This is a genomic window from Pseudomonas sp. BIGb0176 (assembly GCF_024810175.1).
In the GTDB taxonomy this organism is placed as follows: Bacteria; Pseudomonadota; Gammaproteobacteria; order Pseudomonadales; family Pseudomonadaceae; genus Aquipseudomonas; species Aquipseudomonas protegens.
In genome coordinates this window covers 61,631-78,605 of the sequence record NZ_JANUEC010000004.1, presented here as the reverse complement: position 1 = coordinate 78,605, position 16,975 = coordinate 61,631, and the positions used below count along the sequence as shown (strand labels likewise).

Here is a 16,975-nt window from a genome sequence, read left to right as displayed (position 1 = left end):
GCGCTGGTAATGATCATTCTGCCACTTGCCAGGGTGTACCCGGGCACGGCCTGTTGGCCAGCGCGCTGCAGCCGCCGGCAGCCTCTCTGAGTTGGCGGGCGGCCTGGATCACGATGGCGGGCGTCAGGGCCTCTATGCAGCCTTGCAACTGCGGCAGGTAATCCGACGAGTGGCCGGCCAGTTTTGCCTGCCACAACAAATCCATGGCCTGGTCCAGGGGCAGGGTCGCGGGCTGCAACTGTTGAGCCAGGGCCTGTTGCTGATCATTCCAGCTGGGCTCGTCGAGTGCCTGGAGTTGTTCGGGCAGGTGCTCAAGGAATTGTGCGATGTGCTGAAGTATCTCGGTGACTGTCGCGCCGGGGGATTGCACGCCGAACAACAGACCCGTCCGGCCGTTGCGCTGGCGAACGGCACTGAAGACGCCATAGCCCAGTTGCAGCTCTACCCGCAGGCGCTGATAGAACGGGGTCTGGCAGAGCTGGCCGAGCAGGCGCCATGCGGCTTCATCGGCAAGGCTGGCGCTGGGCACGGGATAGAACAGCAGCAGGGCATGCTCACCGGCACTCCCGGGCAGGTTCTGCCACTGCTGGCCGGTGCCTGCTGGCACCGGCCGGCAGAGGGTGGCGTCCGCTGTGCCGGGCATCTGTTGCAGGGTTCGGCTCAAGGCTTCCTGGATGGCGGCTGGCAGCGCCAGGCCCAGTCCGTCCCAGCGAGCGCTGGCCCAGAGTGCTTGCAAGGCCTCTGGGTCGGGCTGGGCCGGGCTGTCGGGCTGTGGCTGTTCGCTGAATGCCTTGAGCAATTGGCGGATCGGCAGCAGGGGCGCTTCAGCATTGACGCTTGCCTGCTCCTGCCAGAACGACTCGGCAGGTCGTCCCAGGGCTTTCAATGCTTGCAGTAGTACTGCGGGCATGGGGGACGGCAAACCGTGCAGTTTCAGCAGCCAGTCTTTGCCACAAGAGGTGTAAATCAGCTCTACGCCGGCCTGGCGGGCATCGTCGCGCAATGTCGCCAGGCTGCGCAGCAACCGGGCATGCAAGCCCATCGGAGCAGGCGAGGCCAGTTGCCAGCGCAGAGTCAGGGCGCTACCAGAAGGATCTGCTGGCAGCGCCTGGCTGAAGCTCAGGGCCGAGCTTTCCTTGCGGCCCCGGGAGCGATCCTGGGCAAAGGTGCGCAGCCCGCGATGAGCGCTGGTCTGCCCGCGAATCAACCCGGCCCGTGGTGCCTCGATCGTGCTGCGTAGAAAGGGGTTGGCAGGAGGCAGGCGCCAGTCGTGGCTGAAGTGCTCCACAGCCTGGGGTTGCAACTGCTTGAGCACCTGCTTGAGGGCGGCCAGCCCCGACTCATCCAGCCCATCGGCAGCTTGGCGGCTGTCGCGTCGGGACAGTTCCAGGGCGCTGGCAACTTCGATCTGGCGCTGTTGCAGCAAGGCATATTCTTCGCGCAACGGTGCCCAGTCGGCCTGGGCACTGAAGAACCCCAGCCACTCTGTCAGCAGCTCGCGTACCTGAACCGGGGCTGATGCCGCCACGCTGGTCAGAGCGAACTCCAAGTGCAGCAGGGCCTGGCCGGCGAACTCATACAGAAGCGTCGCCTTGAGGCTGTGAGCCAGTTGGCGCTGCTGGAGTTCCGCCAGCAACCCGCCGGGCTTGGCCGATTGCAGCCAGGTGCAGAGAAAATCCACAGCGGCAGTCGCGCCCGCGGGCAGCCGCTCTAGAGCAAACAGCAGGTCCAGCCGCTGGCCGCTGAGTTGTTGGTAAGTCTGGTTGCCCGTGGCCATTAGGGCGGGAGGCGCTGTCTGCTCAAGGTGTTGACCGCTCGGCAGGCAACTGCCGTAGCGTTCCGCCAGGGCTCGGAGCTCCTCCAGTGGCTGCGGGCCGGCGAGGCTCAAGACCATTTGCCCGGCCTGGTAATACTCGCGATGGAACTGCTGCAAGGCCTGCTGGAAGGCGTTATTGGGCAGGTTCAGGCTGTAGCGGTTGCCGGCATGGAAGGCCCTTAGCGGGTGCGCGGCATGAAGACCGTCAAACAGTGCGAACTGACGCTGCGCTGTCGCATCCCGGGACCAGGCGATGAACTCCGCGTGCAGGACTTCCCGCTCCCGGTGTTGGTCCTCCAGGCTCATGCGCGGTTGAGCGAGCATCTCGCACAGACGTTCCAGGCCACCGGCAAAGGCGCTGGCCGGCAGCTCGAAAAAGAACTCGGTGGCACGTTCGCAGGTTCGCGCGTTCAGTTGCCCGCCCTGGGCCCGTACATAGGCCATCAGCCCCTGTTCGACAGGAAAGCGCTCGGTCCCGAGAAACAGCAGGTGTTCCAGAAAGTGCGCCAGGCCCGGCCAGGCCAGCGGTACATCGTGGCTGCCGGCGGCGACCCGCAATGTCGCGGCGCAGCGTTTCAAATGGGGAGCATGACGCAGGGAAACCCGCAGGCCGTTGGCCAGGGTTTCCAGTGGGGGCAGAGGGTGATTCGGCGCGGGCATGAGCACTTCCAGAACAGAGAAGCGCTCATGCTAGCGGATATCCCCGGATCAGCGCTTGCTCAGGTCGTCGTAAAGCTCGGGGCGGCGATCGGACAGGTAGCGGTTGAGCGCCCGGGATTCGCCCATCAGTTGGCGGTCCAGGGTGCCGATGATCAGGGCCTCGTCGAGACCGGCCAGGGCAATCCGGCTGCCGTCGGGGGCGGCGATGCTGCTCTGGCCGCAATAGCGGATCTGTTCTTCATGGCCACAGTAGTTGGCATAGGCCACGTAGCACTGGTTCTCGAAGGCCCGGGCACGGATCGTCACGTCGGCGACGAAGTCGTAGGGGATCATGTTGGCGGTCGGCACCAGAATCAGCTCCGCGCCTGCCAGTGCCAGGCGTCGTGCATTCTCCGGGAACTCGATGTCGTAGCAGATCAGAAAGCCGAGTTTCCAGCCGTCCAGTTCCACCAGGGGAAAGTCATCTTCGCCGGCGCTGAACATCGAATGGTCGAGGTCACCGAACAGGTGGGTCTTGCGGTAGTTGCACAGGCGCTGCCCCTGGGCGTCGATCAACTGCACGGCGTTGTAGATCTGGCCGTCGTCACTGCGCTCCGGGTAGCCATAGAGGATCGCCGTGCCGGCGGCCTGGGCGATGGCGGCGATGCGCTGGGCCGAAGGGCCGTCCTGGGCCTCGGCCAGAGCGCCTACCGCTTCCAGGCCGATGTTGTAGCCGCTGAGAAACATCTCCGGCAGCACCAACAGATCGGCATCGGTGGCCTCCATGGCCACCTGATGCAGGCGTTGCAGGTTGCCGGCCACATCCAGCGGCCGTGGCGGGCACTGATACAGGGCGACGCGCATGGTCTTCACTCCACTCACTGACAGACCGGCCACTGTAGCCGCTGTCGCAGGTTCGTACGACATCCCCGCAGGGCAAGCCTGCGGGGACGAGCGCCTGCCCGGCCGCCGGTTTCAGTCGGCCAGGGCAATCGGCCCGATCTCGTGGAACACATCCCCCGGGCCCGGGTTCTCGGCGTGGGTAGCGCCACCGAAGTGCTTCATGATCCCCCACACCGCGTTCAGCGAGGTCTGCACCGCACCCTCGACCCAGGCCGGAGTCCAGGAGACATCGTCACCAGCGATGAAGATACCGCGCTGCTCGGCGGGCATGTCGTCCTGCATGAAGTGCGCGTACATCCGCTGGTTGTAGCGGTAGTGGCCCGGCAGCGCGCCCTTGAAGGCACCGAGGAAATGCGGGTCGGCCTCCCAGGAGACGGTGATCGGGTCGCCGATGATACGGCTGGCGATATCCACCTTGGGGTAGATCTTCTTCAGCGCATCCAGGGCCAGCTTCACGCGTTTTTCCACAGGCTGCGGGAGCATCTTCAGGGCATCGCTCATCCACGAGTAGGACAGGCAGATCACCCCCGGCTTGTCGTCGCCGTTGTCGAACAGGTAGGTGCCGCGGGTCAGGCGGTCGGTGAGGGTCATGCTCATCAGGTCGCGACCGGTTTGCGGATCCTTGTCCTTCCAGAACGGCCGGTCGACCATGACGAAGGTCTTCGACGACTGCATGTAGCGGGTGCGGTCCAGGGCCATCCACATCTTTTGCGAGAACAGCGATTCCTCGCATTCGATCTGGGTGGTCAGCAGCCAGCTCTGGCAGGTGGTCAGCACCGCGGCGTATTCCCGGGTGTCGCCCCAGTTGTCGGTGACGCTGAAACGGCCGTCGGCGGCCCGGGCAATGCGCTTGACCCCGGTACGCGGCGCGCCGTGGTGCAGCGAGCTGAGGCTGGTACCGGCCGGCCAGTGGGCACAACGCTCCGGCACGTGGCGCCAGATGCCCAGGGGCACCTGCTCGACGCCGCCCACGACCAGGTGCTGGTGGTCGTCGCAGTTGGTCATGACCACGCGGAAGATTTCCAGCATCGAGTTGGGGAAGTCCGAATCCCAGCCGCCGGTGCCGAAGCCCACCTGGCCGAACACCTCGCGGTGATGGAAAGACAGCTTGGCGAAGGCCTTGGAGGTGGCGACGAAGTCGTAGAAGGTGCGGTCGTCCCACAGCGGCACCAGGGTGTTCCACAGTTCCTTGAGGCGCGGCACGTCGCGGTCACGGATTGCCTGCTGGATTTCGCTGAAGCGCGAACCATCTTCCAGGGCATCGGCCCAGGCATCGGCGACTTCCTGGAACAGCGCCGGCAGGTCGGCGAGTTTCTGGGCGTAGTGGGTCTGGCCTTCGAGGTCGATGACGGTGCTGCCCGAGGCCGGGGTCAGCGGGTTGGGAAAGGGCTTGGTTTCAAGGCCGAGCTTGTCGACGTAATGGTAGAAGGCCGTGGACGACACCGGAAAGCGCATGCCACCCAGCTCGGCGATGACCCCTTCGGCTCCCTCAAAGGCCTGGGAGCGCAGGCGGCCGCCCATTTTCGAGGCTTCATAGACCACTGGCTTGAGGCCCAGCTTCATCAGCTCGTAGGCCGCCACCAGCCCGGCGATACCGGCGCCGACAATCGCCACTTCGGTGCCGTGCCGTGCCTGGGGAATGCTGCCCAGGCCGGCAGGATGCTCGATCCAGTCGTCGAAGGCGAAAGGGAAGTCCGGGCCGAAAATGGTGATCGGCTTCTTACCGTCTGCAGGATGGCGATTGTTCTTGTTCATGGCTGACCTTGGCGGGCGGCTCAGCAGAGTGCTGAGTATAGGAAAAGATGGCAGCCATTCTAGAGAGGGTGAAACACGTAAATAAGACGCAAACTGTCGTCGTTATGCTCGGTTATTTATCGATATGACGAATTTGTGCGTCAGATTGACTGGTTGGCAGGGCGCGCCTTACAGCGCGTGCCCGCGATCGATCTTGCTGCTGAGGATGATTGAGGTGGTGGTTTTCTCCACGCCGTCAACGCTGCCGATCTGGTCCAGCAACTGGTCCAGCTGTTCCGGTGAGTCGGTGCGCAGCCAGGCCACATAGTCGAATTCGCCGCTGACCGCACACAGTTGCTGGACCTGCGCCATGCCGCTCAGGCGCCGCAGCACTTCCTTGCCAGAGCGCGGCTGGACCTTGATGCCGACATACGCCTGCAAGCCGCCATCGACTACCCGCTGCCCCAGGCGCACGCCATATCCGGTAATGACCCGGGTCTTTTCCAGGCGGGCCAGGCGCGAGGTCACGGTGGTGCGGGCGATACCCAACTGCCGGGCCAGCATCGCCACGCTTTCGCGGGCGTTGATCTGCAAGGCTGCGATCAATTGACGGTCGACTTCGTCAAGAACGGGAGGGCGGCTATCGGACAAGGTGGGCTCCAGCACGGCTATCGGGGGAGCGCACATGTTACAGGCTCCCGTGAACACCCGCCGCAGCTCCCGGAGAACATGGCGCAAGCGACAGCTACGCTCTGCAAGTCGGGAATTTTTTTGAAACAAATGACCTGCGACAGATTGTCATAAGTAACTGGTTAGTACATTCTCGCCGTCAGGTTTTGAAGATGGGAGAGTTTTTAAGATGAAAAACACGGGGGCTGCCGCCGGCAGCAAATGGTTGCTCGGGGGGCTGGGTATCCTGATTGCCCTGATCGGGCTGGGCCTGGCCGCAGGCGGGGGTTACCTCCTGAGCCTGGGCGGCAGTGCCTATTTCCTGTTGATGGGCCTGGCGATGCTGGTGTCCGGGCTGCTGATCGCGCGGCGCAACCCGCGTGGTGCCTGGCTGTATGGGGTGGCCCTGGTGCTGACGGCGATCTGGGCGGTCTGGGATGCGGGCCTGGAATACTGGCCGCTGGTCTCGCGGGTACTGACCTTCGCCGTGATCGGCCTCGTGGTGGCGCTGATCTACCCGACCCTGGTGCGCGCCTCCGGAGCCCATGCCGGGCGCGGTGCCTATGGCCTGGCTGGGCTGTTGGGGATCGGTGTGGTCGCGACCCTGGCCTACATGTTCGTGCCGACCCATGTGGTCAAGGCGGATAAGGTGCCAGCGGTCCAGCCGGTGGCTCCCGGGACGGAACAGAAAGACTGGGCCCACTGGGGCAATACCACTGCGGGCAACCGCTTCGCCGCACTGGACCAGATCAACAAGGGCAACATCGACCAGTTGCAGGTGGCCTGGACCTTCCGCACCGGTGACCTGCCCGAAAGCAACGGCGCTGGTGCCGAAGACCAGAACACACCCCTGCAGATCGGCGATACCGTCTACACCTGCACCGCCTACGGCAAGGTGTTCGCCCTGGACGCCGACACTGGCGCCGAGCGCTGGAAGTTCGACCCGCAGGGCTACGCGCCAAACTGGCAGCGCTGCCGCGGCCTGGGTTATTTCGACGCCTCTGCCACCCCGGTAGCCGATGCTTCGGCGCCTGCTGCTCCGGCGGCCTGCACCAAGCGCCTGTTCCTGCCGACCGGTGATGCGCGCCTGATCGCGATCAACGCTGAAACCGGCAAGCCCTGTGAAGACTTTGGCAACCAGGGCACGGTCGATCTGAAAACCGACATGGGTGAGATCAAGCCGGGCTACTACCAGCAGACTTCGACACCGTTGGTGGCGGGCACCGTAGTGATCGTCGGCGGCCGGGTGGCGGACAACTTCTCCACCGGCGAACCGCCGGGCGTGGTTCGGGCTTTCGATGTGCGCAGCGGCGAGCTGATGTGGGCCTGGGACCCGGGCAACCCGGCCACCACCAAGCGCCCGCCGGCGGGTGAAACCTACACCCGTGGCACGCCCAACGTCTGGTCGGCAATGTCCTATGACGCCAAGCTGGGCCTGGTGTACCTGCCCACTGGCAACGCCACCCCGGATTTCTTCGGCGGCCAGCGCACCGAGTTCGACGACAAGTGGAACTCCTCCATCGTCGCCATCGACGTGAAGACCGGCCAGGTTCGCTGGCACTTCCAGACCACCCATCACGATCTCTGGGACTTCGACCTGCCGGCACAGCCGCTGTTGTACGACATTCCGGACGACAAGGGCGGTGTACAGCCGGCGCTGGCCCAGGTCACCAAGCAGGGCGAGATATTCCTGCTCAACCGTGAGACCGGCAAGCCGATTGCCCGGGTGGAAGAGCGCCCCGTGCCCCAGGGCAATGTGCCGGGCGAGCGGTACTCGCCGACCCAGCCGTTCTCGGTGGAAATGCCGTCGATCGGCAACCAGACCCTGACCGAGTCCGACATGTGGGGCGCGACCCCCTTCGACCAGCTGATGTGCCGTATCCAGTTCAAGGGCATGCGCCATGAGGGTGTGTACACCCCGCCGGGCCTGGATCATGCGTTGCAGTTTCCGGGCTCCCTGGGCGGCATGAACTGGGGCAGCGTGTCGGTGGACCCCACCAGCAACTACATGTTCGTCAACGACATGCGTCTGGGCCTGGCCAACTACATGATTCCCCGGGACCAGATCGCCGCTGGTGCCAGTGGCATCGAGATGGGCGTGGTGCCCCAGGAAGGCACGCCGTTCGGCGCCATGCGCCAGCGCTTCCTCTCGGCGGCGGGCATTCCCTGCCAGAAGCCGCCGTTCGGTACCATGTCGGCCATCGACCTGAAGACCCGCAAGCTGGTGTGGCAAGTGCCGGTGGGTACCGTGCAGGACACCGGCCCGCTGGGGATCCGCATGCACCTGCCGATCCCGATTGGCATGCCGACCCTGGGCGCGTCCCTGGCTACCCAATCCGGCCTGCTGTTCTTCGCCGGTACCCAGGATTTCTACCTGCGGGCCTTCGATACCGGCAATGGCAATGAGATCTGGAAAGCGCGCCTGCCCGTGGGCAGCCAGTCGGGCCCCATGACCTACGTGTCGCCCAAGACCGGTCGCCAGTACATCCTGCTCACCGCTGGCGGTGCGCGGCAGTCGACGGATCGTGGCGACTACGTGATTGCTTACGCGTTGCCCAAGAAATAAGCGCAGCCTGGCAACACCATGAAAAGCCGCGCAATGCGCGGCTTTTTCATGGGCGCAGGCAACGGGCTTCAGCCCCGTGCGATTTGGGGAAGGCGGGGCATGTTCCGGGAGGGCGTTGGTGGTTGCCTGCAGGGGAGTGTAAATAAGAACTGTCTTAGATACTGTTTGTGGGCATTTTGCTAAAAAAGCCGCCTTTTCCAGGTCCCGAAATAGTGGGAATGAATATGGATTTCGGCATGACGTACAGGCTGTCTCTTTCAGGCTTTCAGGATGCGGTCGAGCATTTCCACACGGTGGTCGAGGCCCTGGCCTTCTATGAAAGCCTTCAGGAGAGGGAGGGGGATGCACCTGGCGCAGGCCGTGCAGAATTGCACTGTCTGCAAAGGAATACCTTCGTCGTCCTGCTTCCGGGAATCAGTGTGCAAACCGTCACCGAAGAACTGGAAACCGTGTGGGAGTGGGCGCCGGAAGATCGCCTGAAGATTCGCCCCATGTTGAAAGAGCGCTATCGGACCAAGACTTGATGAGGTTTGCTTTTCAAGCAATAACACAGAGCTGCGCATTGCATGGATTTTGTGTTTGGTGGGCTTCGAGACATACGCCCCGCCGCCTCTGCAGTCGGTACGCGCCGCGATCTTGAGATGGGCAAAAAAGTGAGTGCAGAACTCGTCGGCGAGCGGGGGAATGCTTTCTACATCCGATTTATGTGTGGTTACTAATGTATACCTATACGGATTATCATCGGTGGCTGCCTTAAAAAGTGTCCATCGGAGAGCGGAGGCTTGCAGATGGAGGTTTATCGCCCACTACTACCTCCCCGTCATTAAGTAACTGTGATTTGGTCGGTCGGATGTTTCACAGTTGGAAATTCGATCTTGTCGATAGATACGAATTTTTGGGCGCTCTATTTGTTTTCAGGGTGCCGTATCACTCACTAAGAATTTAACTTGTTCAAGGTGTGTCCCACCTCCGAAAATCTGTCTTTAGGCGTGTTTTTTAAGAATTGCCTTAGATCGTGGTCGGTTTGAATGAAATAGAATTTTAAGAGGTGAGTTTTTCAAGCGACTAGGGCGATGAAGTCATGATTAGCTATTTAGGCGGTTACAGTTTTTTTCGGAGCTATCTTGTAATATTTTTTGTTTGTGTGATCTATTCCGGTTTCGTAAGTGCGGATTATCGAAATAATTACTGTAACTCCGGAGCGGAGTTGGGTAGTAACTCTATATCTTTTAAGCTCGGATACTTACGCCCTTTCTCTGAGGTGGAAGTTGGAGGTGTTCTCGGAACCGCAGCGCTGGTGGGTGCCGTGACATGTAACGCTGTAGAAGAACCTTACGGAAAGTTGGGCTTTAGTCTGCAAGTTGGTCCTGGTACAGGCGAGCCTGGGAACATTTGCAGTACGCCGATTGATGGAGTTGGAGTGCGATATAGATCGGCTTATGGTAGAGCCATACCATGTGACCATTGGGACGAAGTTTTCCTGGTCCAGCCAAAAAAAGGCGGGTACTACGCGGTCTCATTGGATCAAGCAGTGGAGTTCATTAAAACCAAGCCGAGAACCTCCCTCGGGCCAGGGTTACATGAGCTGCGACTGCCTCCGAGTAGCTATATCTCCTCATACTGGAAAGGTACAACCAATAGCAATATTTGGGGAAACTATGCATTTTATTCAACCGCCAAACTGCTGGTAGCAGACTGCCGAATGGTTGACGCAAACAAAACAGTTGACTTCGAAGGAGTGAATCCATATCACCTTGCAGATGGCGGCATGGTAGAAAAGAAATTTGATCTTACGCTTGGGAGTTGTGGCAGCCAAAGCGCAGCCGAAGAATTCAACAGCGTTGCCAGTTTCCATTTTCAGTCGAAAAATATACGAACAGATGGAAGGCTGGAAAATGACCGATGCGAGGGGTGCGCCAAAGGCATATTGATCACAGTGGCAAATGCTAAGGGGAAAATGATTGATTTAAATAAATCTTATTTGATGAGAGGTGGTGATTATAGCCTGAGCGGAGAAAGAATAACGCACCACTTTTTGGCTAGGTTAGAGCGCGATTTTAAAAATATTGAAGCAGGAAGAATTCAGGTGGTGCTTACGCTGATAATAAGTTCGCTTTAATTGTGAATGCGATGTAAATGCTGTATGGGTATGCATGATGGTATTTTTGCGTTGATATTTGATTGTTGAATTGTAACGTTCTGGCTGATTGATATATCTATTTAGGCTCTCTCTTGTAGTTGGTCGATAATGTGATGTTAATTGTTTTGTTGTCCGTTGACTTTTTAAAGCTTGGAATCGCATGAGTATATTTGAGTGCATTAGCATTGCTCGGCGGCAGGGCCTGCTAATGAATATGCTCGGCGAGTTGAGTGTTCATACCCGCCAGTGGGGTGAGCGTATTGCAAACAATCTTGAATAGATTCACGTCCTTAGATCGGATCCAGCTGTTTGGCGCTTGCAGGCTCTGACCATGCGCCAGGATCTGGACGTCTCACAGAACGACGTGCTTCAGATTCAGGAGCGGCGGATCGGTCAGGGTCGCCGCCAGTTCGCGTCAGACCAGTATCCGCCGCACGTCTTTAGTGGAGGTTTAACTCTCCGCGCAACTGATGAAGTTGCGCTATGGCAGTAGAAGTTGTCTGTATGTATCGGCGGTCGGCGATGAGGGCAGAAGGGGCTTCTAGGGTCTATACCAACCCTGTCCAGGGTTAACTGAGCTTGTGTGGGTGGAAAGGAAAGGGGGCTATTTGTTGAACGATTCAGAAAAGCGAAAGCCGCGCATTGCGCGGCTTTCTTGTTTGGTGGGCCCACACGGACTTGAACCGTGGACCAAAGGATTATGAGTCCTCTGCTCTAACCAACTGAGCTATAGGCCCTCAGTAGGCGCCGGATTATAGCGATGGTTTCTCGGCTGTGCTATCCGAAAAATCGGAAACTCGGATTCGCAGGAAGGTCGTACAGAACTCCTCGGCTTCAAGGGGCAGGCTGACGATATAACCCTGGATCTGTTCGCAGCCTTCCAGGGTGAGGAAGGTCTGCTGCTCCTGGTTCTCCACGCCTTCGGCAATCACCGTGAACTGCATGCTGCGCCCCAGGGCGATGATGGCGCGGACAATCGCCACGTCGTGGGGGTCGTCCGGCAGCCCGCGGACAAAGGACTGGTCGATCTTGAGAAAGTCCAGGGGCAGGCGCTTGAGGTAGCTGAGGGACGAGTAGCCGGTGCCGAAGTCGTCGATGGCCAGTTGCACGCCCAGGCGCTTGAGCTGATGCAGCACTTCCAGGGCTTCTTCGGCCTGGCTCATGATGAAATTCTCGGTGATCTCCAGCTGTAGCATTCCGGGCTGCAGGTCATAGTCGCGCAGCAGTTGCTCGATGCGCCCCAGCAGGTTGGGCTGGCGCAACTGGGCGCCGGCGAGGTTCACCGACAGCGGGCCGAAATCCTCAAAGCGCCGGTTCCAGTTGTTGAGTTGCAGGCAGGCCTGTTCCAGTACCCAGTCGCCGATCAGCAGGATCATGCCGTTTTCTTCGGCCAGGGGAATGAAGTGCTCTGGGGGCACATCGCCGAAAGTGGGGTGATGCCAGCGGATCAGGGCTTCGGCGCCCACCAGCTCGTGGTTGCTGAGGCTGATCTTGGGTTGGAAATACAGTGACAGTTCGTTGCGCTCTATGGCTCGCCGCAGCTCGTGCTCCAGGGCTACCCGTTCGCTGGCCTGGGCGGTCAGGTCGCGGGTGTAGCGCTCCACGCGGTTGCGGCCCTTGGCCTTGGAGCGATACATGGCGGCGTCGGCGTTCTTGATCAGGGTGGCGACATCGCAGCCGTCCTTGGGGTACAGGCTGGTGCCGATGCTCGCGCTGATGAAAAACTCGTGTTCGCCGGCCTGGAAGGGGGCGGTAAAGCAGTTCAGCAGCTTGGTGGCGATGTGATCGGCATCGCTGGCCTGGTGCAGGCCCGGCAGCAGGATGATGAATTCGTCGCCACCCAGGCGGGCCACGGTGTCGATATCCCTCAGCTGTTCCTTCAGACGCACGGCGATGCCCTTGAGCAGCAGGTCGCCCACCGGGTGGCCGAGGCTGTCGTTGATGTGCTTGAACCGGTCCAGGTCGAGGAACAGCACCGCGCCCTGGCTGCCGTTGTCCTGTTGGCTATTGAGGGCACTAAGCAGCCGGCTTTCGAACAGGGTGCGATTCGGCAGGCCGGTCAGGGGGTCGTGGTGAGCCTGGTAGTCGAGCCGCGCCTGGGCGTGCTTGAGGCTGGAAATATCGGCGAACACCGCGACGAAATGGGTGATCTGGTTTTCCCGGTTGCGCACCGCATTGATGGTCAGCCAGTTGGGATAAAGCTCACCGTTCTTGCGCCTGTTGGAGATCTCACCCTGCCAGTGGCCCTCCAGGGTCAACTGATGCCACATCGCGGCGTAGAAGGCGCTGTCATGCAGGCCCGAGGCAAGCAGGCGCGGAGTGTGGCCCAGGGCTTCGCGTTCGCTGTAGCCGGTGATTTCGCTGAAGGCGCGATTGACTGCGCTGATGCGCTGCTGGGTATCGGTGATCATCACGCCTTCGGCCGTGCTTTCGAATACGGTCGCCGCCTGTTGCAGCTTCTCCTGCATCAGGCGTCGGTCTGTGATGTCCCGGGCGATGGTCAGCATGCAGTCGTCACCGCCGATGGGCAGTGGCCGGCTCGACAGCTCGCAGAGGCGGATCTGGCCATCGTTGCGCCTGATATGGCAGTTGAAGTCGCGGACGAAACCATCGCGCTGCAGCAGGTCGAGCATCTGCTTGCGCTCATTGAGATTGACCCAGATGCCCAGGTCCAGGGTCGAGCGGTCCAGCGACATGGCGCTGTTGAAGCCGGTGATGCGACTGAAGCCTTCGTTGACCTCGATCAGTAGCCCGTCGCGCTGACGGGTCAGCAGCAGGCCATCGGGGGAGGCATGGAAGGCCTTGGCGAATTTCTCCTCGGAGGTCTGCAGTTGTTGCTGGGTCTCCTTGAGTTGGCTGATGTCGCGTACCACTACCACCAGCGCTGGCGTGGTGTCGAGGTCGAAGGGCTCGGCGGAGATCAGGCCGGTGAACAACTGGCCGTTATGCCGGCGAAAGGGCATTTCCAGATTGCGGATGCTGCCGGCCTGCAAGCGTTGCAGCAGCCCCGGCCCGACCCCGGGGATGCCCCAGATATTGAGCTCGGTGGCGGTCTGGCCAACCACGCTTTGCGCGCTCAGGCCGATCTGCTCCTCGAAGGCCTTGTTGACTTCCAGCAGGCAGCCGTCGGACAGCCGGGCAATCACCAGGATGTCCGGACATTGCTGGAACACCGAGGCGAACTTCTGTTCGGACAGGCGCAGGGCCTCTTCGGTGTGCTTGGTCTCGCTGATGTCGATCATCAGCCCGCGCATCACCGGTTCGTGGCCATGCTCGATCAGGCTGACGATGTCGCGCACCCAGAGGCAGCGACCGTCGGCGGCGATCACCCGGTAATCGAGGCTGTGATCCCGCCCGGCCTGCACTTCGTGGTCGCAGAAGGCCTGGGCCCGGGTCAGGTCCGCGGGGTGGATGATGTTGCGCCAGAAACCGGGAATCAGCCAATGGGCCAGGGGATAGCCCAGCAGGGCTTCGGCATGGGGCGAGACATAGCTGTAGGTAAAGTCGCTGATGCGCGCTTCCCAGGCAATCGCGGACAGGCTTTCCACCAGGCTGCGGTAGTGGTATTCGCTGCTGCGCAGTTCCTGTTCCAGGGCGACCCGCCGGGAAATTTCCGAGCTCAAGCGGCGGTTGATACGGATCACCACCGCCAGCACGGTCACCAGCAGCAGTAGACCGGGCAGGCCATACATCAGGACATCCGACCAGAAGGTCCTGTGGTCGAGCACGCTGCCCACCCAGTGTTGCTGGATGGTGCTGATTTCCTCGGGGCTGAGGTCGGCGAGCACCTTGTCGAGAATGCTTACCAGGACCTTGTTTTCCCGAGGGACGCCCATCGCCAACTGATAGCGATAGGGGGTTTCGCCGCTGACGTAGAGACCGTCGAGCTTGAGCTGACGCAGGCTCCAGACACTGGAGGCGAGGTCGCCGACCACGGCGTCCACTTCATCGGTGGCCAGGGCCTGCAGCGCCGAGCTGACATTGGGCATGGCCACCAGGTTCAGGTCCGGGTGGTGGGTGCGCAACAGTTCGTGAGGGGCGTAGTTTTCCACCACCGCTATCTTGAGACCGTACAGTTCCTTGAGGTTGTGGGGTTGCGCGCCGCCTTCATGGGCGAGGATGACGATGGGGAAGTCCAGGTAAGGCCGGGTGAAGGCCATGTAGCTCTGGCGTTCGGGGGTCGACATGATCCCGGGCAGCAGGTCCAGCTTGCCCTGCTTGGCGTCCTCTAGCACCGCGGTCCAGCTGGCGGGCTCGACGGGCTTGAGGTTTACGGACAGGCGTTCCTGGATCAGGTGGATGTAGTCCGCGGCCAGGCCCTGATAGCGGCCTTCTTCATCCCGATACTCGAAAGGCGGCCATGAAGCGTCCACACCCAGGCGCAGTTCCGGGTGAGTCTTGAGCCAGCTACGTTCTTCGTCGGTGAGAGTCAGCGCGCCAGCCGTTGCGGTCCAGGTGAGCAGCGCCAGCAGGAGCATGGCCGACAGTCTGGGCATAACCGTCTCGTTATGGCACGGGGAATGTTTCGAGTGTAGACCGGCTATGGGGCGGGGAAGGAAAGAAGGATGGGCTGCAAAAAGCAAAACCCCCAGCTGGGCTGGGGGTCTTGGGCTTACTCGTCGAGGAAGGAGCGCAGATGCTCGCTTCGCGTCGGGTGGCGCAGCTTGCGCAGCGCCTTGGCTTCGATCTGGCGGATCCGCTCACGGGTCACATCGAACTGCTTACCGACTTCCTCGAGGGTATGGTCGGTATTCATGTCGATGCCGAAGCGCATGCGCAGTACCTTGGCTTCACGGGCAGTGAGGCCGGAGAGTACTTCGCGAGTTGCTTCCTTCAGGCTCTCAACCGTGGCGACATCGATTGGCGACTGCATGGTCGAGTCTTCGATGAAGTCGCCCAGATGGGAGTCTTCGTCATCACCGATCGGGGTTTCCATGGAGATCGGCTCTTTGGCGATCTTCAATACCTTGCGGATCTTGTCCTCAGGCATTTCCATGCGTTCGCCCAGCTCTTCCGGAGTCGGTTCGCGACCCATTTCCTGCAGCATCTGCCGGGAAATACGGTTGAGCTTGTTGATCGTCTCGATCATGTGCACCGGAATACGGATGGTGCGGGCCTGGTCGGCGATCGAGCGAGTGATCGCCTGACGGATCCACCAGGTGGCATAAGTCGAGAACTTGTAGCCGCGACGGTATTCGAACTTGTCCACCGCCTTCATCAAGCCGATGTTGCCTTCCTGGATCAGGTCGAGGAACTGCAGGCCACGGTTGGTGTACTTCTTGGCAATGGAGATCACCAGACGCAGGTTGGCTTCAACCATCTCTTTCTTCGCGCGGCGGGCCTTGGCCTCACCGATCGACATGCGACGGTTGATGTCCTTGATCTCGGCGATCTTCAAGCCGGTTTCGACTTCAAGAGCGGTCAGCTTCTGCTGGCAACGGATGATGTCTGGCTGCAGGCGGGCGATGGCTTCGGCGTACTTGCTCTTGCCTTTGGCCAGGGCGTCGGTCCAGCTTTCATCCACTTCGTTGCCCGGGAACTGGCGCAGGAAGTCGGCACGTGGCATGCGGGCATCACGCACGCAGAGCTGCATGATGGCGCGTTCCTGCTGGCGCAGGCGATCCAGGGCACTGCGTACACGTTCAACCAGGCCTTCGAATTGCTTCGGAACCAGTTTGATCGGCATGAACAGTTCAGCCAGGGCCAGCATTTCGGCGATGGCTTGCTTGTTCTCGCGGCCGTGTTTCTTCAGCGCCTTGCGGGTGACTTCCATCTGGTCGGCGACGGCGCCAAAGCGCTGTGCGGCGATGACCGGATCCGGACCGCTTTCGGCTTCTTCTTCGTCTTCGGTCGCTTCCGCTTCTTCGTCTTCGCTGTCGTCATCCGCTTTCGCGGTCTTGGTGTCGACAGGCGGCGGCACTTCGGCGGCAGGCGGCGTAATGCCGTCATCCGGGTCGATGTACCCGCTGAGAACGTCGGACAGGCGTCCACCTTCGGTGGTGACGCGAGTGTACTCGGAGAGGATGTGATCAACCGTGCCAGGGAAGTGCGCGATTGCGCCCATCACTTCACGGATACCCTCTTCGATACGCTTGGCGATTTCGATTTCGCCTTCACGTGTGAGCAGCTCTACCGTGCCCATTTCGCGCATGTACATGCGCACTGGGTCGGTAGTGCGACCAATGTCGGTTTCCACAGCCGCCAACGCTGCGGCGGCTTCTTCAGCTGCTGCTTCGTCGGTATCGGCTTCGGCCAACAAAAGGGCATCCGCATCCGGAGCACTCTCGAATACGTTGATCCCCATGTCGTTGATCATGCGGATGATGTCTTCCACCTGTTCCGGATCTGAAATATCCTCCGGCAGGTGGTCGTTGACCTCCGCGTAAGTCAGGTAACCCTGCTCACGTCCACGGCTGATCAACTCTTTGAGGCGAGACTGCTGTTGCGCTTTTCCGGACATAACACCCTATCCACTGAAGGTCTTGGCGGGCAAAAAACAAGCCGAGGA

At 60.8% G+C, this 16,975-nt stretch carries 9 protein-coding genes and 1 tRNA gene; 3 read left to right on the top strand and 7 right to left on the bottom strand.

Translation table 11 applies throughout. The features are described from left to right. Positions 1 to 13: 13 nt before the first annotated feature. The 4 genes from pqqF to M2395_RS23365 all read right to left on the bottom strand — a co-directional run bounded on the left by pqqF (position 14) and on the right by M2395_RS23365 (position 5,743). A complete protein-coding gene (gene pqqF, locus M2395_RS23380; RefSeq protein WP_123431049.1) occupies positions 14 to 2,476 on the bottom strand; it encodes a pyrroloquinoline quinone biosynthesis protein PqqF in 2,463 nt (820 codons plus the stop codon). A 48-nt stretch (positions 2,477 to 2,524) separates the two neighbouring features. Then, positions 2,525 to 3,319, bottom strand: coding sequence for a carbon-nitrogen hydrolase family protein (locus M2395_RS23375; protein WP_041120107.1), 795 nt, complete (start codon positions 3,317 to 3,319; stop codon positions 2,525 to 2,527). A 111-nt stretch (positions 3,320 to 3,430) separates the two neighbouring features. Further along, positions 3,431 to 5,113 (bottom strand): NAD(P)/FAD-dependent oxidoreductase, encoded by a 1,683-nt coding sequence (locus M2395_RS23370; protein WP_041120105.1) that lies wholly within the window; start codon positions 5,111 to 5,113, stop codon positions 3,431 to 3,433. Between the two features lie 168 nt (positions 5,114 to 5,281). Then, positions 5,282 to 5,743 (bottom strand): Lrp/AsnC family transcriptional regulator, encoded by a 462-nt coding sequence (locus tag M2395_RS23365; protein WP_011063845.1) that lies wholly within the window; start codon positions 5,741 to 5,743, stop codon positions 5,282 to 5,284. Positions 5,744 to 5,951: 208 nt separating this feature from the next. Between M2395_RS23365 and M2395_RS23360 the strand changes: the two genes are divergently transcribed. The 3 genes from M2395_RS23360 (at position 5,952) to M2395_RS23350 (ending at position 10,446) form a co-directional block, all read left to right on the top strand. Further along, positions 5,952 to 8,327 (top strand): glucose/quinate/shikimate family membrane-bound PQQ-dependent dehydrogenase, encoded by a 2,376-nt coding sequence (locus M2395_RS23360; protein WP_019094517.1) that lies wholly within the window; start codon positions 5,952 to 5,954, stop codon positions 8,325 to 8,327. A gap of 218 nt (positions 8,328 to 8,545) precedes the next feature. Next, entirely contained in the window at positions 8,546 to 8,851 is a 306-nt protein-coding gene (locus M2395_RS23355; protein ID WP_172621754.1) for a hypothetical protein, read from the top strand. A gap of 557 nt (positions 8,852 to 9,408) precedes the next feature. Then, on the top strand, positions 9,409 to 10,446 hold the full coding sequence (locus M2395_RS23350; protein ID WP_077934877.1) for a fimbrial protein: 1,038 nt from the start codon (positions 9,409 to 9,411) through the stop codon (positions 10,444 to 10,446). A 681-nt stretch (positions 10,447 to 11,127) separates the two neighbouring features. Here M2395_RS23350 and M2395_RS23345 read toward each other — a convergent pair. From M2395_RS23345 to rpoD, 3 genes are all read right to left on the bottom strand, one after another. Further along, positions 11,128 to 11,204, bottom strand: a tRNA-Ile gene (locus M2395_RS23345). Between the two features lie 15 nt (positions 11,205 to 11,219). Then, positions 11,220 to 14,963, bottom strand: coding sequence for an EAL domain-containing protein (locus tag M2395_RS23340; RefSeq protein WP_011063841.1), 3,744 nt, complete (start codon positions 14,961 to 14,963; stop codon positions 11,220 to 11,222). A gap of 116 nt (positions 14,964 to 15,079) precedes the next feature. Further along, a complete protein-coding gene (rpoD, locus tag M2395_RS23335; RefSeq protein WP_011063840.1) occupies positions 15,080 to 16,927 on the bottom strand; it encodes an RNA polymerase sigma factor RpoD in 1,848 nt (615 codons plus the stop codon). Positions 16,928 to 16,975 lie beyond the last annotated feature (48 nt).

Coding starts and splice junctions, on each gene's coding strand:
- pqqF (WP_123431049.1), bottom strand. CDS start 2,476: ATGCCCGCGCCGAATCACCCTCTGCCCCCACTGGAAACCCTGGCCAAC.
- M2395_RS23375 (WP_041120107.1), bottom strand. CDS start 3,319: ATGCGCGTCGCCCTGTATCAGTGCCCGCCACGGCCGCTGGATGTGGCC.
- M2395_RS23370 (WP_041120105.1), bottom strand. CDS start 5,113: ATGAACAAGAACAATCGCCATCCTGCAGACGGTAAGAAGCCGATCACC.
- M2395_RS23360 (WP_019094517.1), top strand. CDS start 5,952: ATGAAAAACACGGGGGCTGCCGCCGGCAGCAAATGGTTGCTCGGGGGG.
- M2395_RS23355 (WP_172621754.1), top strand. CDS start 8,546: ATGAATATGGATTTCGGCATGACGTACAGGCTGTCTCTTTCAGGCTTT.
- M2395_RS23350 (WP_077934877.1), top strand. CDS start 9,409: ATGATTAGCTATTTAGGCGGTTACAGTTTTTTTCGGAGCTATCTTGTA.
- M2395_RS23340 (WP_011063841.1), bottom strand. CDS start 14,963: ATGCCCAGACTGTCGGCCATGCTCCTGCTGGCGCTGCTCACCTGGACC.
- rpoD (WP_011063840.1), bottom strand. CDS start 16,927: ATGTCCGGAAAAGCGCAACAGCAGTCTCGCCTCAAAGAGTTGATCAGC.